The following is a 20,646-nucleotide window of genomic DNA, read 5'->3' as shown; positions in this document are numbered from 1 at the left end:
CCGCCGACCGTCGGCCGAAGAAAAAATTCACTCTTTACGCGACTTTTTTAATCGTTCGACATGAAAATGAATTTTTTGTCATAAATAGATCACATTACTACGGTAAAAATTCTCCGCCGCCAACAATCAGGCGGCACAGTAAAACAGCAATGCAACTGATGATAAGCGTCTTTCAATCGAATAAAGCAGGGTAACCCATGAAACGTAATCTTCTGGCCGTTATTATTCCGGCACTTTTACTTGCGCAAGCGGCACAGGCAGCAGAAATCTACAATAAAGACGGCAACAAACTCGATTTTTACGGTCGTGTAAAGGCCCTGCATTATTTCTCCGATGATGCCGGCAACGACGGTGATAAAACCTACGTGCGTATCGGCTTTAAAGGCGCGACTCAGATTAACGATATGCTGACCGGCTACGGCCAGTGGGAATATCAGATCGCCGCCAACCACACGGAATCCGACGGCACTAAAGACACCAAAACGCGTTTGGGCTTCGCCGGTCTGAAATATAAGGATCTCGGTTCCTTCGACTACGGCCGCAACTACGGCATCATTTACGACGTCGGCGCCTGGACGGATATGATCCCTGAATTCGGCGACGATGCTTATATCAAGACCGACAACTTTATGAACGGCCGTACCAACGGCGTCGCCACCTACCGTAATAACAACTTCTTCGGACTGGTCGACGGCTTGAAATTTGCCGTGCAGTACCAGGGCAAGAACGAAAACGACGGCCGCTCCGCCAGCAAGGCGAACGGCGACGGCTGGGGCCTCTCCTCCAGCTACGAAATCATCGACGGCCTGAGCGTGGGCGCCGCCTATGCCTCTTCCAACCGCACCACCACGCAAAAAGCGGGCACCTTCGGTAAAGGCGACAAGGCCGATATCTGGGCCGGTGGTCTGAAATACGACAACAACAACGTCTACCTGGCCGCGACTTATTCGCAGAGCCGCAATATCGCGCCTATTTCCGGCACCGCCACCATCAATAACAATGCCACTTCCGTTAGCGGCTTCGCCAATAAAGCGGAAGGGATTGAATTGGTCGCGCAATATCAGTTCGACTTCGGTCTGCGCCCATCGCTGGGTTACGTTCAGCAGAAAGGCAAAGATATTGAAGGCATCGGCGACGTCGATCTGGTGAAATATTTCGACGTAGCGGCAACCTATTACTTCAACAAAAACATGTCCACTTATGTCGAATATAAAATCAACCAGCTCGATGACGACAACAAGCTGGGTCTGAAAAACGACGACGTGGTTGTTGTCGCCCTGACCTACCAGTTCTGATGTGATGAATGAATAACCACCACTGCAAACTTTAGCGTCACTTGATACCCAGAGTTTTATTTCGCCGGGCGGCTGCGTCCGGCTTTTTTGTTTTTATTTTCCCCCTGTCCAATCCCCCCGCTTGCCTTGCAAAAAAAACGGGTCTACATGTATAGCTTTCTCCCCGAGCGAAATCAGCCATGCATAACGACGGACGCTTCGACTTCCACAACGCCCTGCGCTACAGCAGCGACGAACTGGCGAATATCCTCAGCCACTGCTTTGAAAACTACATCGTGCGCTTTGTTGTCGACGGGCCGACCTTCGCCGCCCGTTTCGGCGCCGAAGATCTCAGCCTGAACGACAGCCTGATCGTCACCCACCGCCATGAACCGGTGGCGGTGGCGCTGATCGCCCGCCGCGGCCGGCACAGCCGGGTCGCGGCCTTTTCCGTGCGCCCGGAGATGCGCGGCCAGGGCCTGGGCAAGACGCTGATGCAGCGGCTGGTGGCAGCCGCCCGCCACCGCGGCGACCGGCGGCTGTCGCTGGAAGTGATCGAAGGCAACGACGCCGCGCTGGCGCTGTACCACCGCGCCGGGCTGCGCATCGTGCGCACCCTGACCGGCCATCAGGCGCCGGCGGAAGCGCCGCCAGGCACGGCGGAACTGCAGGCGGTCGATCCGCTGACCGTCAGCCATCGCCTGACGGCGGAAGGCGCCACCGATCTGCCCTGGCTGATCGCCCCCGAATCGCTGTTCAAGCTGCCGGGCAAACCGCAAGCCTATACGCTCAATCGTCAGGCCTACGCCGTGGTGATGCCCGGCGCCGAGCACTGCTGGCTGCGCCTGATCTACGTGCCGCCGCAGCACCGCGGCCAGGGGCATGCGCGCGCCTTGCTGGCCGCCCTGCAAACACGGTTCGCCCCTTTGCCGCTGACTGCCAACGTCGTTGTGCCCGAGGTGGCCGCCCCCTTCTTTACGCATCTTGGCTGGCGGCAGGATCCCCTGCGCCAGTTCGAGATGGATATGCTGCTGGACAGCCCACAAGAATAAAACCGAGAGAGATAACGATGGCAGGAAAACAGGCAAGGACACTCACCCTCGGCGCGGCGATTGGCGTCGCGCTGCTGACGCTGGCCGGTTGCGCGCAGCCGCCGCACACCGACGCGCAGGCCCAGCAGCGGCTGGCGGATCAGTCGGTGCTGGCGGTGAACTGGTTCCAACAGTCCGGCGAATACCGCGCGCTGGCGCATCAGGCTTTCAACAGCGCGCAGCGCGCCTTCGATCAGGCCAGGGCCGCGCCGGGCCGTAAAAAGGCGGTGGTGGTCGATCTGGATGAAACCATGCTGGACAACAGCGCCTACTCCGGCTGGCAGGCGCAGCAGGGCCAGCCATACGACGGCGCCACCTGGGCCAAATGGACGCAGGCCGAACAGGCTGGCGCGGTGCCGGGCGCGGTGTCGTTCGCCCGCTACGTCAACGCCCATCAGGGCACGATGTTCTACGTGTCGAACCGCAAGCAGAGCGAATACGCCGCCACGGTGGCCAACATGCAGAAGCTCGGTTTCACCGGCATGTCGGAAAAGACCGTGCTGCTCAGCACCGATACCTCCAATAAGCAGGCGCGCTTCGACGCCATCAAACAAGCCGGCTACGACATCGTGGTGTACGCGGGCGACAACCTGAACGACTTCGGCGCCGCGACTTACCACCAGGACAACGCGCAGCGCCGGGCGTTCGTCAGCGAGAACCAGAACAAGTTCGGCACCGAATTCATCGTGCTGCCCAACCCGCTGTACGGCGATTGGGAAAGCGGGCTGGCCCGCGACTACAACAAGCTGACGCCGCAGCAGAAGCTGCAGGTGCGCCAACAGGCGATCAAAGCCTGGCACGGGCGCTAAGCCTCACAGCAGTTTGTACATATAGCAGGTGGCTTCCAACGCCCCGCCGTCGCTGGCGCGGGCGTAATGCGGAATGTCGCCCGCCGCCTCGAACCCCAATTGGCGGTACAACCCCTGCGCCGCGCTGCCGCTCAGGGTGTCCAGCACCAACAGGCTGCGGCGATGACGCGCCGCCAGCGCCTGCACTTCCTGCATCAACAGCCGCGCGACGCCCTGCCGCCGCGCCTGCGGGTGCACCATCAGCTTGGCCACTTCCGCCCGGTGGCGGCCATTGTCCGGCATCGCCAACAGCAGCTGCACGGTGCCGACCGGCCGACCGTTCGCCAGCGCCACCAGCATCGCACGCTCTCCCCGCGCCAGGGCCGGCAGCAGCCCCTGCCAAAATGCCCGCGCCTGCTCCACTGTAAACGGCATGACAAAACCGATGCTGGCGCCGTGCGCCACGCTGGCGTGCAGCATCTCGGCCAAGTCGGCCATGGCGCTTTGCGCCGCGTCGGCGCCCCACTGTTGCAATTCAATCATGGCTATGGCCTGCAGATAACGAGCGTGTAATGAGCCGGCTCATCGCCGGGGACATGGAAACGGGACGCGCCGAACAGGCGGTAGCGCAGGCAGTCGCCGGGCGACAGCCGGAAAACGCGCCCTTCCAGCGTCAATTCCAGCTGCCCGGACAGCAACCAGAGGTGATGCTCCAGCGCCGGTATCGACGGCAGGTCGTAATCAATCTGCGCGCCGGCATCGAGCCGGGCTTCGATAAACTCGGCCTTATACAGCGCGGCGGGAGGAGAAACGGAGCGACGGTGGAAACCGCTGGCGCGATCGACCCATACCGGCTGTTGCGGCGGCCGCAACAGCTCCGGCGGTTCGTCTTCGATTTCGCTCAACAGGCGCGACATGGTCAACCCGTAGGCGGCGCACAGCCGGTTCAGCAGCGACGCCGTCGGGCTGGTTTCGGCGCGCTCCACGCGCGAGAGCGTCGCCCGGCTGAGACCGGTGCGCTGCGCCAGCTCCTCCAGCGACCACCCCTGCTGCTGGCGCAAATCCGCCAGCCGCTGCGCCAACCTCAGGTCGGCAGTCTCCAAACCGTTATCCATCGCTCACACTCCGCCTTGAAATCCCATATAAGAGAAATAATCTCAAATTAGAGACATGGCAAGCGGATTTTAAAAAATGCCGCGCAGCGCGATGAATATCAGCATGCTCAGCAACACCACCGCCAGCATATTGCGCAGCAAGAACGCCACTATCACCGCAAACACCATCGAAGAAGGAGGAGCGTTCTAGCACTCGCGCGAGGGCGGGTTTTGTACAAGATTGCCCGTCTCGGCGCCCGGCGGCGCGATCGCCGCGCAGCGCCAGGCGCTGAATACCGCCAGCAGCGGCGCCAGCGCGAACGCCAGGAACAGCCAGCGCGCCGCCGACGCCGCGCCCGCCGCGCCGCCCGGATCGTTCAGCCCCGCCAGATTGGCGATCATCCCGGCCAGCGCCGCACCGAATGCGGTGGCGAACAGCTGCACCGTGGTAATCGAAGCGCCGGCGATATCTTTGTCCGCTTCGGGCGCCACCTGCAAAATGCGCGTCAGCAGGTGCGGCCAGCCGAAGCCGATGCCGAACCCCACCAGCAACAGCGCAATGACGATCGGCGCCAGCGCCTGCCAGTGGCCGCCGGACGGCACCGGCATCAGGATCGCCAGCGCCAGCAGCCCCACCAGCACAAACAGCGGCCCGCTGACGATCGCCCGGCGAATGCCCGCCCCGCGCCAACCGGAGCTGAGGATCTCGGACAGCGTCCAGCCGGCGGCCATGGCGGCGGCAATATAGCCGGAGATCAGCGGCGACTGGCCGTGCAGCAGCTGCAGAAAATAGGGCACGAAGATCTCGCTGGTCATGCCGATCACCAGCAACGCGGTCGTGATGTAGAGCGCCGCCAGCGATGAGCCGCGCCGCAGCGCGCCGTGCGGCAACAGGCGGGCGCGCGAGTGCGCTTCGCGCTTCAGCAGCCAGGCCATCAGCACCAGCGAGAGCGCGATGCCCGCCAGGTTGATCCAGGCGCTGTGCGCCAGACTGCCGGCGGACACCGCCAGCACCGCCACGGTCAGCAACAGCAGCTGCGCAGTCGGCAACGGCGCGGCCGCCTGCTGCGCTTTACCCTTGGGCAGGATGAGGAAGGTAAATGCGGCGTACAGCGCCATGATCGGCAGCAGAATGCCGAAGGCCCAACGCCAGGCGTTCAGCTCGGCGAAAATGCCGCCCACCGCCGGCCCCACCAGGGTGGCGATGCCCCACATCGCCGAGATGAGCGCCATGGCGCGCGGCCACAATCGCTGCTCGAACACCAGGTTGATCATCGCGTAGGAGAGCGCAAAGATCAGCCCGCCGCCGAAGCCCTGCACCGTACGGCCGATCAGCATCACCGGCATGCTCGGCGCCAGCGCGCACAGCGCCGCCCCGGCGATGAAGAACAGCGAAGCCACCAGATAGGCGCTGCGCGCGCCGTAGCCGCTGAGCAGCCGGGCCGACAGCGCGGAACCGAGGATCGACGCCACCACGAACAGCGTGGTGTTCCAGGCGTAGAGATCCAGACCGCCGATATCCTGCACCACCGAGGGCAGAATGGTGGTGGCGACCAGAATATTGATGGCATGCAGCGCCACGCCGAGCGAAAGCGCGATCGCACTGGCCGCATTTTTGCCGGAGAAAAGGTCGCTCCAGCGGCTATCGTCATGGGTTATCACGGTTGTCGTCCTGTTTTCAGAGGAATGGCATTGAGTTGGTCATAAGATTGCGTTAAATTTAACAAGAGTTATCTTGGAATAAGTTAGGGCGAGGCGGAGAAATATGTCAAGAATAAACTTGGAAAATAGCGGCGGCACCGCACAATCGGTCAGTGACCGCTTGCTGACGCTATTGAAAACCCGCGGCCCGCAGCAAGCTTCTGACGCAGGAAAGGTGCTCGGCACCACCGGTGAGGCGGCCCGCCAGCAGTTCGTCAAGCTGGCGAAAGAGGGGCTGGTCGAAGCGGTGGCGGAAACGCGCGGCGTAGGCCGCCCGGTGCAGCTGTGGCATTTGACCTCGGCCGGCAACGCGCGCTTTCCCGACACCCATGCGGATCTGACGGTGCAGCTGCTGCGCACCGTGCGCGACAAGCTGGGCGAACAGGCGCTCGACGTGCTGATCGAGACCCGAGAGCAGGAAAACCGCATCAACTACAAGCAGGCGATGATCGGCGCCGCCGATCTGCAGGAGCGCGTGGCGCGCCTGACCGAAATCCGCTGCCGCGAAGGCTATATGGCCGAATGGCGTCAGGAGGAAGACGGTTCCTATCTGCTGGTGGAAAACCACTGCCCGATCTGCGCCGCCGCCACCGTCTGCCAGGGCTTCTGCCGGGCGGAGCTGAGCATCTTCACCGAAGTGCTGCAGGCGCAGGTGGAGCGCGCCGAACACATTCTGGCCGGCTCGCGCCGCTGCGCCTACCGGATTTCGCTCCTTTAACACCGGTTTTTGCCCACGTTTTCAACCGGTACAGATTATTCTGCTTGTGCATCCCGCACCTTCCCTTCTAAGGTTGAATTAACGCATATTCAGACCAACAGCGGGCCTCGCGCCCGCTCTGGCAAATCCGTCGGCGCCTGGCGCGCAGCGGCAGAGTAACCCCACGGGAGTTGAACGATGAAGAAGCCGCATGCCGGATTCTGGCTGGCGACGCTGGGACTGGGCGTCTGCTGGCTGCTGGCGCTGCTGACTCGCGATCGGCTCAACGGCATCCTGCTGGCCGGCGCGGCGCTGGCGCTGATCTTTACCCCGGCCGCCCGCCGCAAAGGCGCGGCCCTGGCCGCCCTGGGCGGTATCGGCATGGATGGGCTGTGGAGCTACAGCGGCGTGCTGCACTACAGCGGGCAACACGGCCTGCCGCTCTGGACCATCGCGCTGTGGATCGGCTTCGGCTGCTGGTGGTATTGGCTGCTGGACGTGGTCAGAGCGGCCCCCTGGCCGCTGGCGGTGCTGGGCGCCGCCGTCGGCCCCTTCGCCTACGCCGTGTCCTGGAAGCTGGACGCGTTGCTGCCCGGCGTGCCGCCGGAGTTCATGCTGCTGCTGCTGGCCGTCGGCTGGTCGATTTACCTGCCGGCCGTCAGCTGGCTGCAGTGGAAGCGGCGGGACAGCTGAACGGCGGGCGGCAGCCGGGAAAAATAATGCCGAAAGCCATTGCTTATCGGTTGCCCGATCGGGTTTACTGAGCGTTCTAATAATAATCACCCCTGCAAAAACATATCCCTATGCTTAGCCAACAAAGCCGTAGCGTCCTGCCGTTGATCGGGGCGTTGTTCACGTTATATATCGTTTGGGGTTCCACCTATTTCGTCATTCGCCTCGGCGTCGCGCAGTGGCCGCCGCTGATGATGGCCGGCATTCGCTTTCTGGTTGCCGGCATCGTGCTGTTCAGTTTCCTGGCCTGGCGCGGCCACGTGCTGCCGACGCCGAAGCAGTGGCTGGCCGCCGGCGCCATCGGCATTCTGTTGCTGGCGGTGGGCAACGGCCTGGTGACGGTAGCGGAGCACCAACACGTGCCGTCCGGCATCGCCGCGGTGATGGTGGCGACGGTGCCGCTGTTCACCCTCTGCTTCAGCCTGCTGTGGGGGATGCGCAACACCAAACTGGAATGGGCCGGCATCGCGCTCGGTCTGGTGGGCATCGTGCTGCTTAATACCGGCAACAACCTGGTGGGCAACCCGACCGGCGCGCTGCTGATTTTGCTGGCGTCGGCCAGCTGGGCCTTCGGGTCGGTACTGGGATCGCGCATCTCGCTGCCGGCCGGGCCAATGGCCGGCGCGGCGGAAATGCTGGTCGCCGGCGTAGTGTTATTGGCAGCCAGTCAGCTGAGCGGCGAGCGTCTGACTCAGATGCCGAGCACCGGCGGCTTTCTGGCGCTGGGCTATCTGATCGTCTTCGGCTCGATGCTGGCGATCAGCGCCTATATGTTCTTGTTGAAGAACGTGCGCCCGGCGGTCGCCACCAGCTACGCCTACGTCAACCCGGTGGTGGCGGTGCTGCTTGGCATCGGCTTTGCCGGCGAATCGCTGGCGCCGCGCGAGTGGCTGGCGCTGGTGATCATCGTGGCGGCAGTGGTGCTGGTGACGCTGGGAAAATACCTGTTCGCCCGCCCGGCCCGCGTGCAGGCCATCGACAGCAAACGGTAGCGATCGCAAAGGGCGGTCTGCGGGCCGCCGTTAAAAACGATTCTTGTTTCACCCGGCGAAGGGGCTATAATTCCCGCTGTTCCAAGCAACCTGCGAAATTATTCCTATGCTGAAAAAAGCGTTCGTCATCGTCATCGCCCTGTGCGCCTTCGGTTCTTTGGGCGGCGTATTCCTCGCCGGGCTGAACATCTACACCCGTTCCACCACCCCGCACGAAGAAAGCGCGCCTGCCGGGGATGCCGCCGCCACGCCGGCGCAAACCGAAACCCTTCAGGCCAAGTGATCGTCCAGCCAGCGCTGGCAGCGCAGCTGTAAAAAGCGCTGCAGCCGCCTGACGCGTTCCGACACCGGCGAGCGATGCGGGCACCAGGCACTTCGAGCAGTTCCTCACCGCGCCATAGCCGCTTTCCCCGCGCCGGGGAGAAAAACGACGCGCTGCGCCTGATGCAGGCCGACGTCGCGGTGGGTTTCCTGCTGGCGCTGGAGAACGGCTTCGTCACCGGCAGCGCGATCGACATCGACGGCGGCGGCCTGCTGTAACGGCGGCTAGAGCGCCGTCACGCCCTGTGCAGCGGCCTGCTGTTCCAGCACGGTGATAATCTGGTAGGCCGAACGCGGCACCAGGCTGAAATCGCCGATCAGCAGGCGGTCGCTGACCGCCTCATCCAGCATCGCCCGGGCGCCGGCGCGCAGGATTTCCACCTGTTCCGGCGGCGTACCCGCCGCGGTGATCAGCGGCAGGCCGGGCACCGCCGCCGTGCGGCCGATGATTTTCAGCCCCTCCAGCGCCTGCGGCTGCGCCCGGCGCAGCAGTTCCATGCTGATTGAATCGATGGCGGCGATATCCGCCTGCCCGCTGCGGATCAGCTTCAGCGACTGATAATGCGCGCCGGAGGCAATCGCCGCACCAAAGAATTTCCCGTCCTGCGCCAGCGGCGCGATCAGCGCGCGCAGGCCGTTGTAGCCGGATTGGGAATCGGTGCTGTTATACGCCACCGTCCGGCCGCGAAAATCCGCCAACCGTTCGCCGGGGTCGCCCGCGCGCACCACCAGCCAGCTGCGGTAATTCGGCCCGTCGCACCCCTCAACCCGATAATGGTAGGTGCCAATCAGCTGCACCTGCGGCAGAGTGCTGACCAACGGATAACCGCAGGTTTGGCTGAGCAGCAGATCGTCGCGCCGCCAGTGCTGCGCCAAATCGTCCGGCCAGCTGAGCCGCTCCGGCGCCGCCGGCAGCCCCAGGCGCAGCAGCTTGTCGCGCAATACCTGCCAGAAAGATTCGGCCTGCTCCCGGCCAACGCCGTACATCGGTAGAGACACCTGCATCATTTCCCCCTTACCCCGCCGGAGTGGTCGCCAGCGTCTGCTGACGCCAGGCGGTGAGATAACGCACCCAACGTTCGAACAGCATATCGGTGATAATAGCCAACAATGCCACCACCGCCGCGCCCTGGATCACATAGGCGGTGTTAAAGCCGCTCAGACCGATGATGATCGGCGAGCCGAGGGTCTTGGTGCCGACGGTGGAAGCGATGGCCGCCGTACCGATGTTGATGATCACCGACGTGCGGATCCCGGCGACGATCACCGGCGCCGCCAGCGGCAATTCGACCCGCCACAGGATTTGCCAGGCGCTCATCCCCACGCCGCGGGCAATCTCGCGCGTGGCGGGCGGCACCGATTCGATGCCCGCCAGCGTGCCCTGCAGGATCGGCAGCAGGCCGTACAGCACCAGCGCAATGATCGCCGGCTGTTCGCTGAAGCCCATTACCGGCACCGCTACCGCCAGCACCGCTACCGGCGGGAAGGTCTGCCCCACCGCCACCACCGTTTCCACCAGCGAACGAAACTCCCGGCCGCTGCGCCGGGTTACCGCCACGCCGGCCGCCACGCCGAGAGCCACCGCAATCAGGCTGGAGATCGCCACCAGCGACAGGTGCGCCCCCACCAGCGCGATAAAGCTGTCCTGCTGATAAATGGGCCGCTCCAGATCGGGGAACCAGGCGGCAAAGAGGCCGCGCAGATGATCCATGCCGAACACCAGCGCCAACAGCAGCGCCAGCGTCCAGGGCAGCGGATCGCGCAGCAGGCGCAGGATGCGCCCGCTCATGACAGCGCCTGCCCGGCGATCAGATCGTTGAAGTGCAACACTCCCAACGCTTCGCCCCGTTCATCCACCACCGGCAGGCAGTCGCTGCCGCGCGCCACAAACACCGACAGCGCCTCCCGCAGGCTCATGGCGGCGGCGATCGGCTCGCCCTCGGCGGCACCGGGCCGCACTCGCTCCGCCACCGTTCCCAGCGACAGCAGCTTGATGCCGCGATCGCTGCGCCCGAAGAAGTCCCGCACGAAGTCATTGGCCGGCGCGGTCAGCAGCGCCAGCGGCGTGCCCTGTTGCACCACCCGCCCCTGATCGAGCAGCACCAGGCGGTCCGCCAAGCCCAGCGCCTCGTCGATGTCGTGCGTCACCAACACGATGGTGCGGCCGGAGAGCTGATGGATGCGCGCGATCTCCGCCTGCAGCGCCGCGCGGGTGACCGGATCCAGCGCGCCGAACGGTTCGTCCATCAGCAACACCTCGGGATCGGCGGCCAGCGCGCGCGCCACCCCTACCCGTTGCTGCTGCCCGCCGGACAGCTGGTGCGGATAGCGACGGCGAAACAGATCCGGCTCCAGATGCAACAGCTCCAGCAGTTCGGTTACCCGATCGCGAATGCGCGCGCGCGGCCATTTCAGCAGCTGCGGCACGGTGCCGATATTCTCCTCCACCGTCCAGTGCGGAAACAGGCCGATCGATTGGATCGCATAGCCCATGCGCCGCCGCAGATCCTGCGGTTTGAACGACTGGATCTCTTCGCCGGCAAAGAGAATCTTGCCCCGATCGTGCTCGATCAGGCGATTGATCATTTTTAGCGTCGTGGACTTGCCGGAACCCGAGGTGCCGATCAACACGGTGAATTCGCCCTCGGCGATGTGCAGCGTGAGATCGTCTACCGCCGGCTTGCCCTGAAAAATTTTGCTGACTTGCTCAAAGTGAATCATCGGCGCGATACGTCCAGGATTGAAACCCAAAATTTAAACAGCGAATCGACGATGATCGCCATCATGACCACCGGGATCACCCCCAGCAGAACCAGATCCAGCGCGCTGCTGAGCAGCCCCTGAAAGACGATGGCGCCAAAGCCGCCGGCGCCGATCAGCGCCGCCACCACCGCCATGCCGACGGTTTGCACCGCCAGAATGCGCACGCCGGTCAGGAACAGCGGCAGCGCCAACGGCAGCTGCACGCGCAGGAAGATCTGCCCGCGCGTCAGCCCCATGCCGGTGGCGGATTCGATCACCCCCGCCGGCACGCTTTGCAGCCCCGCCACCACGCTGCGCACCAGCGGCAACAGCGCGTACAGCACCAGCGCCACGATCGCCGGCGCCATGCCGATGCCGCTGACGCCGTGTTCCGCCAGCCAGGGCACCGCCGTCGCCAGCCCCGCCAACGGCGCGATCAGCAGGCCGAACAGCGCAATGGACGGCACGGTCTGGATAATGTTCAGCGCGGAGAAAATCGGCCGCTGCCAGCGCTCGGAGCGAAAACACAGCACCCCGAGCGGCACGCCGATCGCCAGCGCCGGCGCCATCGTCGCCAGCAGAATGGTCAGGTGCTGCAGCAGCGCGGCGTCAAACACCTCCTGGCGATTGTGGTACTCCTTCAGCAGCGACAGCTGATCGAGCTGATGCCCGAACAGCAGCAGCGCCGGCGGCACCAGCACCAGCGCGTTGCCCAGCATGCGCCACAGGTGCGACGCGGTGATGCGCGCCATGGCGTCGGCGGCGATCAGCAGGCTCAGCGCCATCGTCAGCCAGCATCCGCTGCCCCAGGAGGTGCGCGCCAGGCGCGATCCCTCCTGCGCCAGACGCCCGGCGGCCTGCCCGCTGATCCAGAAGGCCAGCGTCAGCACCCCGCAGGCGGCCAGCGCCGCCAGCAGCGCCCGTCCCCGCGTCGGCGGCAACAGGCTGAGGATCGCCAATGCCGCCAGCGGCAACAGCAGCCACAGCCTCGGGCCGTGCAGCAGGGAGAACAAGGAGAGGCTTTTGCCCGACAACAGGCGATTGGGGGCATAACTGAGGAACGGCAGGCCGAACGCGGCCAGCAGCAACAGCATGAACAGCGTCAACAAGACGCGATGTTTTACGGCGATAGTCAAAGAAACGCTCCGGTTCCCTCGGTTTACCCCCTCTCCCGACGGCAGAGGGGGCACCTCGGCATTATCCCTTAACAAACCCTTTCTCTTTCAGGTAAGCGGCCGCCACCTGTTTGGCGTCCTGGCCTTCCACGGCGATCTGCGCGTTGAGTTTTTGCAGCGTCGGCCCGTCCAGCGAGGCGAACACCGGCTTGAGCAGCTCAGGCAGATTGGCGTGCGCCTTCAGGGCCGCTTCGCGCACGATCGGCGCCGGCGCGTAGATCGGCTGTACGCCTTTCGGATCAGCCAGCGTCTGCAGCCCCAGCGCCGCCACCGGGCCATCGGTGCCGTAGGCCATCGCCGCGTTGACGCCGGAGGTCTGCTCCGCCGCCGCCTTGATGGTCACCGCCGTATCGCCGCCGGCCAGGGACAGCAGCTGATCCTGATTCAGCTTGAAGCCGTAGGCATTCTGGAACGCCGGCAGCGCATCCGGCCGTTCGATAAATTCCGCCGAGGCCGCCAGCTTGAACTTGCCGCCGCCGTTGATCCACTTGCCGAGATCCGACAGCGTCTTCAGGTGATTGGCCTCCGCCACGTCCTGGCGAATGGCGATGGTCCAGGTGTTGTTGGCCGGCGCCGCGTCCAACCAGACGATTTTGTTTTTGTCGTAGTCGAGTTGCTTCACCTTCTCGAAACCGGCCTGGGCGTTCTTCCACGCCGGATCTTTCTCATCGGAGAAGAAAAACGCGCCGTTGCCGGTGTATTCCGGGTAGATGTCGATCTCGCCGGAGGTGATGGCGCCGCGCAGCACCTTGGTGGTGCCGAGCTGCAGCTTGTTGGTGGTCTGGATGCCATTGGCTTCCAGCACCTGCACGATGATGTTGCCGAGCAGCGAACCTTCGGTGTCGATCTTGGAGCCGACGCGCACCGAGTCGGCCGCCTGCGCCAGACCGCCGGTGGCCAGCAGGGCCAGCGCGAGGGCAAAGGAACGTCCGCGTGATAAGGTGATTGCCATACTTTTCCTCTGGTTATACGTTTTCCGGCTCATGGGCCGGTTAGGTTGGAAAATCCTGAGAAACGCGCTTCCAGCGCGCAATAAATTTTTCCGTCGGCAGGGCATCGCCCTCCCCCTGCGGTTCACCGGCGCGCAACGGATGCACGCCGACGTCGATCGGCGTCAGGGCGTAATCGCGCAGCCACTCGCCGTAGCCTTGCGCGACAAATCCCTGGCTGCGGCGCTGGTACGCCTCGCGCTCCGCCAGATAGACTTCGCGCAAACCATACCAGGGCAGGCCGGGCAGATCGTGATGCACTAAATGGTAGTTCAGATTGAGAAACAGCAGCCGCCACGGCCAACCCGCCTCATTAATAATAGAACGTGCCTGCGGTGCGTCCACGGCGCGATGCTCAAAAAACGATCTTACCTTGGTCAGCGCCAGCGCCGGGTAGCTGATGGCCAGCAGGTAAAACGCCGCGCCGATACTCTGTGCCTGCAGCCAGTCGAGCAGCATCGCCAACAGCGACAGGTGCACCAACCACCTCGCCCAGACGCGCCACTCCCCGGCGGCAAGCGCTTTCACCGCCCCGACCAGGGTCGCGGCGATATCCAGCGCCGGGCCGAGGAGCACCCGGCCTATCAGCGTATTGCGCACGGCGGCCAGCAGCGGCAGCAGCCGGGGATAGCGCCGCCACTGCGCGGCGCTGAAGTAATAGCTTTCGGGATCTTCGTGCGGATCGGTCAGGTGGTCGTTGCGGTGGTGGCGCAGATGCGAATCGCGATACAGCCCGTAGGGATACCACACCGCCAGCGGCAACAGGCCGAACAGCTGATTGACGCGCGGCCAGCGCGTCGGATGGCCGTGGATCAGCTCGTGCTGCAACGACATGTACCAGGTGGTCAGCAGGATCAGCAGCGGCGCGCCAAGCCACGGGCCCAGCGTTTGCCACCCCAGCGCCACGCCGAACCAGCCGCCGTACACCGCCGCCATGATCCCCCAGGTGGGCAGCTCCAGCCGCCAATGCCGGCGCCGATAAAGCTGCCTGATTCGTTCGCGCTGTTCGGGGTGCAAATAGTGGGCGTGGGACATGCTGCAGCTCGCGGTAAGAGATTTTCTCCCAGTATCCGTGAGCCGTAGCGGCATTCAAAATAACGAAAATGGCAAAGCTAAGTGAAAATTCAGCGGGTTGCGTACGCGTAAAAGCGAAAAAACGGGCCGCGCAGGCGGCCCGTCGGTCACATCTTCAGGGAACGAAATCGAGCACCACGGCGTTGAACAGCGCATACTCGGTGGCGTTGGCCATCGGCGGAAACTGCGCGCGCTGCACCGCCGCGCTCGCCGCTGCGCACAGTGGCGCGTCGCCTCTTACGATCTTGCTGCTCGCCAGCTTGCCGTCCGGTCGCAGCCGAATGCTGATAGTGCAGCGTTGGCCGCGCGCGCGTTCAGGCAAACGCAGCTCGCGGCTCACCGCGTTATGCACCCGCACCGGATAGCTGAGCGGCGCCGTGGCCTGCGCCTCGGCCTGCGGCTGCGGCAACGGGATGCCGGCCTGACGCCCGGCGCCGCAGCCGCTTAACAGCAACAGCGCCAACAGGCCTAGTGTCTTTTTCATTCCCTATATCCTTATTGGGTTGTTAATCCTTATATGACGGCGATCACTGCGCCGCCGGGTAAGCCTCGCCGTCATCCGCGTAGCGCTGCAGCCGCTCGCGCCACCACTTGGCCGCCAGACCGCTGGCGCTTTCCCGCCAGCCGAAATAGGCAACGTCGCTGCAGCGCTCAGATTCAACGCGTTTCGCCACCAGTTCGCCGCTGTTCAGGTAAGGTTCCGCCAGAGAACGCGGCAGATAGCCGCAGCCCAGCCCGGCCAACTGCGCCTGCAGCTTGGCGTCGAAGCCGAAGACCGTCAGCGTATCCTGTTCTTCCAGCAGGTTCAGGCTCTGCGGCGCGTTGACCCGTGAGGTATCGCGCACCACCACCGCCCGGTGCTGACGGATCTCATCTTTCGGCAACGGTTCCGGCAGCGCCGCCAGCGGATGCTGTGGCGCGACGGCGAACACGTAATCCAACTGCCCCAGGCGGCTGAACGCATAACCCACCCGCGACGGCGGCTCGCAGATGGCGCCGATGATAATGTCGGCGCAGCCGTAAACCAGCGATTCCCAAGAGCCGGCCAGCACCTCGTGGCTGAAACGCAGCCGGGTATGGTGATGCTGCCGATAGAACTCGTCGATCAGCGGCAACAGGCGGGCAAACGGGAAGGAGGCATCGATCCCGAGCGTGATCTCGCTTTCCCAGCCGTTCTCCACGTAGCGCGCCTGCTGCTCCAGATCCTGCGCCGCCCGCAGCAACACCCGCCCTTTTTCCAGCATCAACTTACCGGTATCGGTGAACTTCGCCCGGTGGCCGGAGCGATCCAGCAGGGTGATGTCGAGATCGTTCTCCAGCTTTTGCACCATATAGCTGAGTGCCGAAGGGGTTTTAAACAGTGCGGCGGCCGCGGCGGCGAAAGATCCGTGCCGGTCCAGCGCGTCCAAAATCAGCAGCGCTTCCAGGTTTAATCTCATGCTTTCTCCCGTGTATAAAAAAACTCAACAAGTCGGCAAAAATTCTGCGGTATCTTTGAAATCGCCCTCTGCCTACCATGCGTTTTATCGGCGTTACACTCATCAGATGTTCAACCGAAATATCACTGGGAAGGTAAATTATGTCCAAGTTTCAACTGCTTGATAAAGACAACTCCGCACTGATTTTTATCGACCATCAACCGCAAATGGCCTTCGGCGTGGCTAATATTGATCGTCAGCAACTGAAAAACAACGTTGTTGGTTTGGCGAAGGCGGGCAAGATTTTCAACGTGCCAACCCTTTTCACCTCGGTAGAAACCGAAAGCTTCAGCGGCTATATCTGGCCGGAACTGCTGGCGGTACACCCGGAAATCACCCCGATTGAACGCACCTCGATGAACTCCTGGGAAGACGCGGCCTTCGTTAAAGCCGTGGAAGCCACCGGCCGCAAAAAGCTGGTGATCTCCGCGCTGTGGACCGAAGTGTGCCTGACCTTCCCGGCGCTGATGGCGCTGGAAGCCGGCTATGAAGTGTATGTGGTGACCGACACCTCCGGCGGCACCTCCGTCGATGCGCACGAGCGTTCGATCGATCGCATGGTGCAGGCCGGCGCCGTGCCGGTGACCTGGCAGCAGGTGCTGCTGGAGTACCAGCGCGACTGGGCGCGCAAAGACACCTACGACGCGGTGATGGCGCTGGTGCGCGAACACAGCGGCGCGTACGGCATGGGCGTCGACTACGCTTACACCATGGTGCACCACGCACCGGCCCGCACGCTGAAATAATTCCCCTTGCCCCGGCCCCGCGCCGGGGTATTTTCAGGAGTCGGTTTTATGGCCCATCCGCAGCATGTCACGCTGGTGATCACCCACCGTTTGGCGCCGGGGAACGAGCAGGCCTATGAGGCCTGGCTGAACCGCATCATGCCGGACGCCGCGGGCTTCACCGGCCATTTGGGCGTCAACGTGATTCGCCCTTCCGGCGACGAGCAGGCCTATACGGTGCTGGTTCGCTTCGACAACCTCGACAATCTGTACCGCTGGATCCACTCACCGCTGCGCAAGCAATACATCGAAGAAGTCACCCCGCTGTTGCTGGAGAGCGACCATATCGAGATCCGCCCCGGCGCGGAGTTCTGGTTTACCCCGCCCAGCCCCGGCGTGCGCCAGCCGCCCCAGTGGAAGCAGTTCATCATCACCCTGCTGGTGATCTTCCCTTCCACCAATCTGGTGCCCTGGTTTTGGGGGTTGGCGCTGCCGCAGCTGAACGGCACGCTGCTCGGCCATTTTCTCAATGACGCCACCGTGGTCGCCCTGGTGGTGTACCTGTGGATGCCTATCGTGACCCGCGTTTTTCATCAATGGCTGACCCGCCGCTAGGCGGTTCGCCGGGAGAATGTTATGAACCACCACGCTTCATTGATTATCACCAACGGCAAGTTTCACACCGTCGATCGCCAAAATCCCACCGCGCAGGCGGTCGCCATCCGCGACGGCAAGTTTCTGGCGGTCGGCAGCGAAAGCGAAGTCATGCAGCACGCCGGGCCGGAAACCCAGGTGATCGATCTGCACGGCCACACCGCCATTCCGGGCCTGAACGACTCGCACCTGCACCTGATCCGCGGCGGCCTGAACTATAACCTGGAGCTGCGCTGGGAAGGCGTGCCTTCGCTGGCCGACGCGCTGCGCATGTTGAAAGAACAGGCGCTGCGCACGCCGAATCCGCAGTGGGTGCGGGTGGTCGGCGGCTGGACCGAATTCCAGTTCGCCGAGCGCCGCATGCCGACGCTGGACGAAATCAACCAGGCGGCGCCGGACACGCCGGTGTTCATTCTGCACCTCTACGATCGCGCGCTGCTCAACCGCGCGGCGCTGAAGGTGGTCGGCTACACCAAAGACACGCCGAACCCGCCGGGCGGCGAGATCCAGCGCGACGCCAACGGCAACCCGACCGGCATGCTGATCGCCAAGCCCAACGCCATGATCCTGTACGCTACGCTGGCGAAAGGGCCGAAGCTGCCGCTGGAGCAGCAGGTCAACTCCACTCGCCAGTTTATGCGCGAGCTGAACCGTCTGGGCCTCACCAGCGCCATCGACGCCGGCGGCGGTTTCCAGAACTACCCGGAGGATTATCAGGTGATCGCCGAGCTGCACGAGAAAAAGCAGCTGACCATTCGCATCGCCTATAACCTGTTCACCCAGCGGCCGAAGCAGGAGCTGGAAGACTTCGAGCTGTGGACCGACATGCTCAAGCCGGGCCAGGGCACCGACTTTTATCGCCACAACGGTGCCGGCGAGATGCTGGTGTTCTCCGCCGCCGACTTCGAAGACTTCCTGCAGCCGCGCCCGGATCTGCCGCCGGGCACCGAGGACGAGCTGGAGCGGGTGGTGCGCCATCTGGTCGAGCACCGCTGGCCGTTCCGCCTGCACGCCACCTATGACGAATCCATCAGCCGCATGCTGGACGTGTTCGAGAAGGTGAACCGCGACATTCCGTTCAACGGGCTGCACTGGCTGTTCGACCACGCCGAAACCATTACCGAGCGCAATATCGAACGGGTCAAGGCATTAGGCGGCGGCATTGCGGTGCAGCACCGCATGGCGTTCCAGGGCGAGTATTTCGCCGAGCGCTACGGCATCGAAGCCACCAAACATACGCCGCCGGTGGCGAAAATGCTGGCGGCCGAGCTGCCGGTCGGGCTGGGCACCGACGCCACCCGCGTCGCCAGCTACAACCCGTGGACGGCGCTGTACTGGCTGGTTTCCGGCCGCACCGTCGGCGGCATGGCGATGTACGACGACAGCGCCCGGCTGGATCGCGAAACGGCGCTGATGCTGTGGACGCAAGGCAGCGCCTGGTTCTCCACCGAGCAGGGCAAGAAAGGCCAGATCAAGGTCGGCCAACTGGCGGATGTGGCGGTGCTGTCGCAGGACTATTTCAGCGTGCCGGAAGAGCAGATCAAAGGCATTGAGTCGGTAATGACGGTGGTGGACGGCAAGGTGGTCTACGCCGCCGGCAGCTTCTCGCCGCTGGCGCCGCCGCCGCTGCCGGTGCTGCCGGAGTGGTCGCCGGTCACCCAGGTGCCGGGCCACTACCGTTCCGCGCCGCCGTCGGCGGCGGCCAAAGTCGGCGTGCTGAGCCAGGCGCACCAATGCTGCGGCCCGTGCGGCGTACACGCGCACCAGCATGACATCGCGCGCCGCTCCAGCATCCCGGTGTCGGATGAAAACGCCTTCTGGGGCGCGTTCGGCTGTTCGTGCTTCTCGTTCTAAGTTGCCAGGCAAACAACTTATTATGTAACTAGCTTAATAAGATATTAAGCTATCAACACAACAAATTAATGGCGCTGCCCACGGGAGAGCGCCATTTCATTTTCAATCGCGGTTAATCTCCAGCCAGCGCCGCTGCTCGGCGGAGGCGGCTATCGCATCCAGCACGCAAGACACCTTCCAGCCTTCTTCAAAGTCCGGCCACATGCGATCGCCCGCGGCGATGCCGTTGACCAGATCGCGGATCTCCACCGTCTTCTGATCGTTAAAGCCGATGCCGTGCCCGGCGCTGATGCAGAACGCCGCGTAGTCCGGGTGCTTCGGCCCTACCAGCAGCGTTTTGAACCCCTGCCGCTCCGCCGGCTCATCGTGCCGATACAGCTTCAGCTCCGCCATCCGCTCCTGGGTATAGCTCAGCGTGCCCTTGGTGCCGGTGACCACATAGGTCAGCCCCATCTTGCGCCCGCAGGCAATGCGCGAGGTTTCGATAGTGCCCATCGCGCCGCCGGCGAAGCGCAGCAGCGCGCCGGCCTGATCTTCGTTTTCCACCGGCAACAGGCGCGCCGGGTCTTGCGGGTCCGGGCGCTGTTTGATCACGGTTTGCATATCGCCACAGACCGCCACGATGTCGCCCACCAGGTAGTGCGCCATGTTGACGATGTGCGCCGCCAGATCCCCCAGCGCGCCCAGCCCGGCGCTGGCGCGGCGGCAGTGCCAGTCGAGCGGCGTGCGCGGGTCGGCCAGATAATCCTCATTGTGGGTGCCGTAAAAATGCACCACCTCACCGATTTCACCGTTGGCGATGATCTCGCGCGCCAGCTGGCTGGTCGGGTTCTTCATGTAGTTGAAACCGACCAGCGTTTTCACGCCCTTGGCGCGGGCGGCCTGCACCATCTCCGCCGCGTCGGCGGCGTCCAGCGCCAGCGGCTTTTCCGAATACACGTGCTTGCCGTGGCGGATCGCCTCCAGCGCCATCTCTTTGTGCAAGAAGTTGGGCGCGCAGATGTCCACCACGTCGATCGCCGGATCGGCCACCAGCTGCCGCCAATCGCCGGTCGAGCGCGCAAAGCCGAACTCGGCCGCGCGCTGCGCCGCCAGCTCGGGCGTCACTTCCGCCAGCATCTCCAGCACCAGCTCCCCTTTCAGAGGAAAGACCGTGGCGGCCTGCGCATAGGCGATAGCATGACAACGCCCGATATAGCCGGTGCCGATTAACCCAACGCGTACCTGTTTCATCATTTTCTCCCGTGATCGAAATCCTGTGTAGA

23 protein-coding genes are annotated in these 20,646 nt (G+C 63.7%); 11 read left to right on the top strand and 12 right to left on the bottom strand.

Annotated features, from left to right (window positions below; all coding sequences use genetic code 11):
- The first annotated feature begins 197 nt into the window (after positions 1-197).
- The 3 genes from ompC to ACJ8PI_RS02930 all read left to right on the top strand — a co-directional run bounded on the left by ompC (position 198) and on the right by ACJ8PI_RS02930 (position 3,174).
- Entirely contained in the window at positions 198-1,295 is a 1,098-nt protein-coding gene (gene ompC, locus ACJ8PI_RS02940) for a porin OmpC (RefSeq protein ID WP_033646909.1), read from the top strand.
- A gap of 179 nt (positions 1,296-1,474) precedes the next feature.
- Complete coding sequence (locus ACJ8PI_RS02935; RefSeq protein ID WP_033646911.1) at positions 1,475-2,326, top strand: GNAT family N-acetyltransferase; 852 nt, start codon at positions 1,475-1,477, stop codon at positions 2,324-2,326.
- A 17-nt stretch (positions 2,327-2,343) separates the two neighbouring features.
- Complete coding sequence (locus ACJ8PI_RS02930) at positions 2,344-3,174, top strand: 5'-nucleotidase, lipoprotein e(P4) family (RefSeq protein ID WP_164134055.1); 831 nt, start codon at positions 2,344-2,346, stop codon at positions 3,172-3,174.
- A 3-nt stretch (positions 3,175-3,177) separates the two neighbouring features.
- Here ACJ8PI_RS02930 and ACJ8PI_RS02925 read toward each other — a convergent pair whose 3' ends face one another.
- The 3 genes from ACJ8PI_RS02925 to ACJ8PI_RS02915 form a co-directional block, all read right to left on the bottom strand.
- Positions 3,178-3,696: a GNAT family N-acetyltransferase gene (locus ACJ8PI_RS02925; RefSeq protein ID WP_049233840.1), complete on the bottom strand. Its 519-nt coding sequence runs from the start codon at positions 3,694-3,696 to the stop codon at positions 3,178-3,180.
- A 2-nt stretch (positions 3,697-3,698) separates the two neighbouring features.
- Positions 3,699-4,268 carry a helix-turn-helix domain-containing protein gene (locus ACJ8PI_RS02920; protein WP_033646915.1) on the bottom strand — a complete coding sequence of 190 codons (570 nt, stop codon included), beginning with the start codon at positions 4,266-4,268 and terminating at the stop codon, positions 3,699-3,701.
- A gap of 186 nt (positions 4,269-4,454) precedes the next feature.
- Positions 4,455-5,909, bottom strand: a complete 1,455-nt coding sequence (locus tag ACJ8PI_RS02915; protein ID WP_033646916.1) for an MFS transporter — start codon at positions 5,907-5,909, stop codon at positions 4,455-4,457.
- Between the two features lie 103 nt (positions 5,910-6,012).
- On the opposite strand from ACJ8PI_RS02915, the gene ACJ8PI_RS02910 reads away from it, so the two are divergent.
- The 5 genes from ACJ8PI_RS02910 to ACJ8PI_RS02890 all read left to right on the top strand — a co-directional run bounded on the left by ACJ8PI_RS02910 (position 6,013) and on the right by ACJ8PI_RS02890 (position 8,909).
- The gene (locus ACJ8PI_RS02910) at positions 6,013-6,666 is read left to right on the top strand and encodes a helix-turn-helix transcriptional regulator (protein WP_033637630.1); all 654 of its coding nucleotides are present in this window, start codon (positions 6,013-6,015) and stop codon (positions 6,664-6,666) included.
- 177 nt (positions 6,667-6,843) lie between these two features.
- On the top strand, positions 6,844-7,338 hold the full coding sequence (locus tag ACJ8PI_RS02905; RefSeq protein WP_033637629.1) for a DUF2878 domain-containing protein: 495 nt from the start codon (positions 6,844-6,846) through the stop codon (positions 7,336-7,338).
- Positions 7,339-7,448: 110 nt separating this feature from the next.
- The gene (yedA, locus tag ACJ8PI_RS02900) at positions 7,449-8,369 is read left to right on the top strand and encodes a drug/metabolite exporter YedA (protein WP_164134054.1); all 921 of its coding nucleotides are present in this window, start codon (positions 7,449-7,451) and stop codon (positions 8,367-8,369) included.
- A gap of 106 nt (positions 8,370-8,475) precedes the next feature.
- A complete protein-coding gene (locus ACJ8PI_RS02895) occupies positions 8,476-8,652 on the top strand; it encodes a hypothetical protein (RefSeq protein WP_016928550.1) in 177 nt (58 codons plus the stop codon).
- 74 nt (positions 8,653-8,726) lie between these two features.
- On the top strand, positions 8,727-8,909 hold the full coding sequence (locus ACJ8PI_RS02890) for a hypothetical protein (protein WP_204350473.1): 183 nt from the start codon (positions 8,727-8,729) through the stop codon (positions 8,907-8,909).
- 6 nt (positions 8,910-8,915) lie between these two features.
- On the opposite strand, the gene ACJ8PI_RS02885 is transcribed toward ACJ8PI_RS02890, so the two are convergent.
- From ACJ8PI_RS02885 to ACJ8PI_RS02850, 8 genes are all read right to left on the bottom strand, one after another.
- Complete coding sequence (locus tag ACJ8PI_RS02885; protein ID WP_103772519.1) at positions 8,916-9,677, bottom strand: phosphate/phosphite/phosphonate ABC transporter substrate-binding protein; 762 nt, start codon at positions 9,675-9,677, stop codon at positions 8,916-8,918.
- A gap of 28 nt (positions 9,678-9,705) precedes the next feature.
- The gene (locus ACJ8PI_RS02880) at positions 9,706-10,479 is read right to left on the bottom strand and encodes an ABC transporter permease (RefSeq protein WP_130042659.1); all 774 of its coding nucleotides are present in this window, start codon (positions 10,477-10,479) and stop codon (positions 9,706-9,708) included.
- Complete coding sequence (locus tag ACJ8PI_RS02875; RefSeq protein WP_164134053.1) at positions 10,476-11,411, bottom strand: ABC transporter ATP-binding protein; 936 nt, start codon at positions 11,409-11,411, stop codon at positions 10,476-10,478. The genes ACJ8PI_RS02880 and ACJ8PI_RS02875 overlap by 4 nt, the downstream gene beginning before the upstream one ends.
- Positions 11,408-12,568, bottom strand: a complete 1,161-nt coding sequence (locus tag ACJ8PI_RS02870; RefSeq protein ID WP_060438952.1) for an ABC transporter permease — start codon at positions 12,566-12,568, stop codon at positions 11,408-11,410. The genes ACJ8PI_RS02875 and ACJ8PI_RS02870 overlap by 4 nt, the downstream gene beginning before the upstream one ends.
- Positions 12,569-12,629: 61 nt before the next feature.
- Positions 12,630-13,559, bottom strand: a complete 930-nt coding sequence (gene osmF / locus ACJ8PI_RS02865; RefSeq protein ID WP_164134052.1) for a glycine betaine ABC transporter substrate-binding protein OsmF — start codon at positions 13,557-13,559, stop codon at positions 12,630-12,632.
- 40 nt (positions 13,560-13,599) lie between these two features.
- Positions 13,600-14,631, bottom strand: a complete 1,032-nt coding sequence (locus ACJ8PI_RS02860; protein ID WP_103773792.1) for a fatty acid desaturase — start codon at positions 14,629-14,631, stop codon at positions 13,600-13,602.
- 154 nt (positions 14,632-14,785) lie between these two features.
- Positions 14,786-15,154, bottom strand: a complete 369-nt coding sequence (locus tag ACJ8PI_RS02855) for a cell envelope integrity protein TolA (RefSeq protein WP_060421387.1) — start codon at positions 15,152-15,154, stop codon at positions 14,786-14,788.
- 43 nt (positions 15,155-15,197) lie between these two features.
- Positions 15,198-16,109 carry a LysR substrate-binding domain-containing protein gene (locus ACJ8PI_RS02850; RefSeq protein ID WP_033646934.1) on the bottom strand — a complete coding sequence of 304 codons (912 nt, stop codon included), beginning with the start codon at positions 16,107-16,109 and terminating at the stop codon, positions 15,198-15,200.
- Positions 16,110-16,249: 140 nt separating this feature from the next.
- Here ACJ8PI_RS02850 and ACJ8PI_RS02845 point away from each other — a divergent pair, with 140 nt between their 5' ends.
- The 3 genes from ACJ8PI_RS02845 to ACJ8PI_RS02835 are packed head-to-tail and all read left to right on the top strand — an operon-like array spanning position 16,250 to position 19,381.
- Positions 16,250-16,894 carry a hydrolase gene (locus ACJ8PI_RS02845; RefSeq protein ID WP_033637618.1) on the top strand — a complete coding sequence of 215 codons (645 nt, stop codon included), beginning with the start codon at positions 16,250-16,252 and terminating at the stop codon, positions 16,892-16,894.
- A 48-nt stretch (positions 16,895-16,942) separates the two neighbouring features.
- Positions 16,943-17,488 carry an antibiotic biosynthesis monooxygenase gene (locus ACJ8PI_RS02840; protein WP_033637617.1) on the top strand — a complete coding sequence of 182 codons (546 nt, stop codon included), beginning with the start codon at positions 16,943-16,945 and terminating at the stop codon, positions 17,486-17,488.
- Positions 17,489-17,509: 21 nt separating this feature from the next.
- Positions 17,510-19,381 carry an amidohydrolase gene (locus ACJ8PI_RS02835; RefSeq protein WP_033653428.1) on the top strand — a complete coding sequence of 624 codons (1,872 nt, stop codon included), beginning with the start codon at positions 17,510-17,512 and terminating at the stop codon, positions 19,379-19,381.
- A gap of 102 nt (positions 19,382-19,483) precedes the next feature.
- On the opposite strand, the gene ACJ8PI_RS02830 is transcribed toward ACJ8PI_RS02835, so the two are convergent.
- A complete protein-coding gene (locus ACJ8PI_RS02830; RefSeq protein ID WP_060426488.1) occupies positions 19,484-20,614 on the bottom strand; it encodes a Gfo/Idh/MocA family protein in 1,131 nt (376 codons plus the stop codon).
- Between the last annotated feature and the right edge of the window lie 32 nt (positions 20,615-20,646).

Source organism: Serratia sp. CY82433, assembly GCF_052166535.1.
Classification (GTDB): Bacteria; Pseudomonadota; Gammaproteobacteria; order Enterobacterales; family Enterobacteriaceae; genus Serratia; species Serratia sarumanii.
Note: the sequence above shows the minus strand (reverse complement) of the source record. Positions and strands in the feature narration are given on the sequence as shown.

Coding starts and splice junctions, on each gene's coding strand:
- ompC (WP_033646909.1), top strand. CDS start 198: ATGAAACGTAATCTTCTGGCCGTTATTATTCCGGCACTTTTACTTGCG.
- ACJ8PI_RS02935 (WP_033646911.1), top strand. CDS start 1,475: ATGCATAACGACGGACGCTTCGACTTCCACAACGCCCTGCGCTACAGC.
- ACJ8PI_RS02930 (WP_164134055.1), top strand. CDS start 2,344: ATGGCAGGAAAACAGGCAAGGACACTCACCCTCGGCGCGGCGATTGGC.
- ACJ8PI_RS02925 (WP_049233840.1), bottom strand. CDS start 3,696: ATGATTGAATTGCAACAGTGGGGCGCCGACGCGGCGCAAAGCGCCATG.
- ACJ8PI_RS02920 (WP_033646915.1), bottom strand. CDS start 4,268: ATGGATAACGGTTTGGAGACTGCCGACCTGAGGTTGGCGCAGCGGCTG.
- ACJ8PI_RS02910 (WP_033637630.1), top strand. CDS start 6,013: ATGTCAAGAATAAACTTGGAAAATAGCGGCGGCACCGCACAATCGGTC.
- ACJ8PI_RS02905 (WP_033637629.1), top strand. CDS start 6,844: ATGAAGAAGCCGCATGCCGGATTCTGGCTGGCGACGCTGGGACTGGGC.
- yedA (WP_164134054.1), top strand. CDS start 7,449: ATGCTTAGCCAACAAAGCCGTAGCGTCCTGCCGTTGATCGGGGCGTTG.
- ACJ8PI_RS02895 (WP_016928550.1), top strand. CDS start 8,476: ATGCTGAAAAAAGCGTTCGTCATCGTCATCGCCCTGTGCGCCTTCGGT.
- ACJ8PI_RS02890 (WP_204350473.1), top strand. CDS start 8,727: ATGCGGGCACCAGGCACTTCGAGCAGTTCCTCACCGCGCCATAGCCGC.
- ACJ8PI_RS02885 (WP_103772519.1), bottom strand. CDS start 9,677: ATGTACGGCGTTGGCCGGGAGCAGGCCGAATCTTTCTGGCAGGTATTG.
- ACJ8PI_RS02880 (WP_130042659.1), bottom strand. CDS start 10,479: ATGAGCGGGCGCATCCTGCGCCTGCTGCGCGATCCGCTGCCCTGGACG.
- ACJ8PI_RS02875 (WP_164134053.1), bottom strand. CDS start 11,411: ATGATTCACTTTGAGCAAGTCAGCAAAATTTTTCAGGGCAAGCCGGCG.
- osmF (WP_164134052.1), bottom strand. CDS start 13,559: ATGGCAATCACCTTATCACGCGGACGTTCCTTTGCCCTCGCGCTGGCC.
- ACJ8PI_RS02860 (WP_103773792.1), bottom strand. CDS start 14,631: ATGTCCCACGCCCACTATTTGCACCCCGAACAGCGCGAACGAATCAGG.
- ACJ8PI_RS02855 (WP_060421387.1), bottom strand. CDS start 15,154: ATGAAAAAGACACTAGGCCTGTTGGCGCTGTTGCTGTTAAGCGGCTGC.
- ACJ8PI_RS02850 (WP_033646934.1), bottom strand. CDS start 16,109: ATGAGATTAAACCTGGAAGCGCTGCTGATTTTGGACGCGCTGGACCGG.
- ACJ8PI_RS02845 (WP_033637618.1), top strand. CDS start 16,250: ATGTCCAAGTTTCAACTGCTTGATAAAGACAACTCCGCACTGATTTTT.
- ACJ8PI_RS02840 (WP_033637617.1), top strand. CDS start 16,943: ATGGCCCATCCGCAGCATGTCACGCTGGTGATCACCCACCGTTTGGCG.
- ACJ8PI_RS02835 (WP_033653428.1), top strand. CDS start 17,510: ATGAACCACCACGCTTCATTGATTATCACCAACGGCAAGTTTCACACC.
- ACJ8PI_RS02830 (WP_060426488.1), bottom strand. CDS start 20,614: ATGAAACAGGTACGCGTTGGGTTAATCGGCACCGGCTATATCGGGCGT.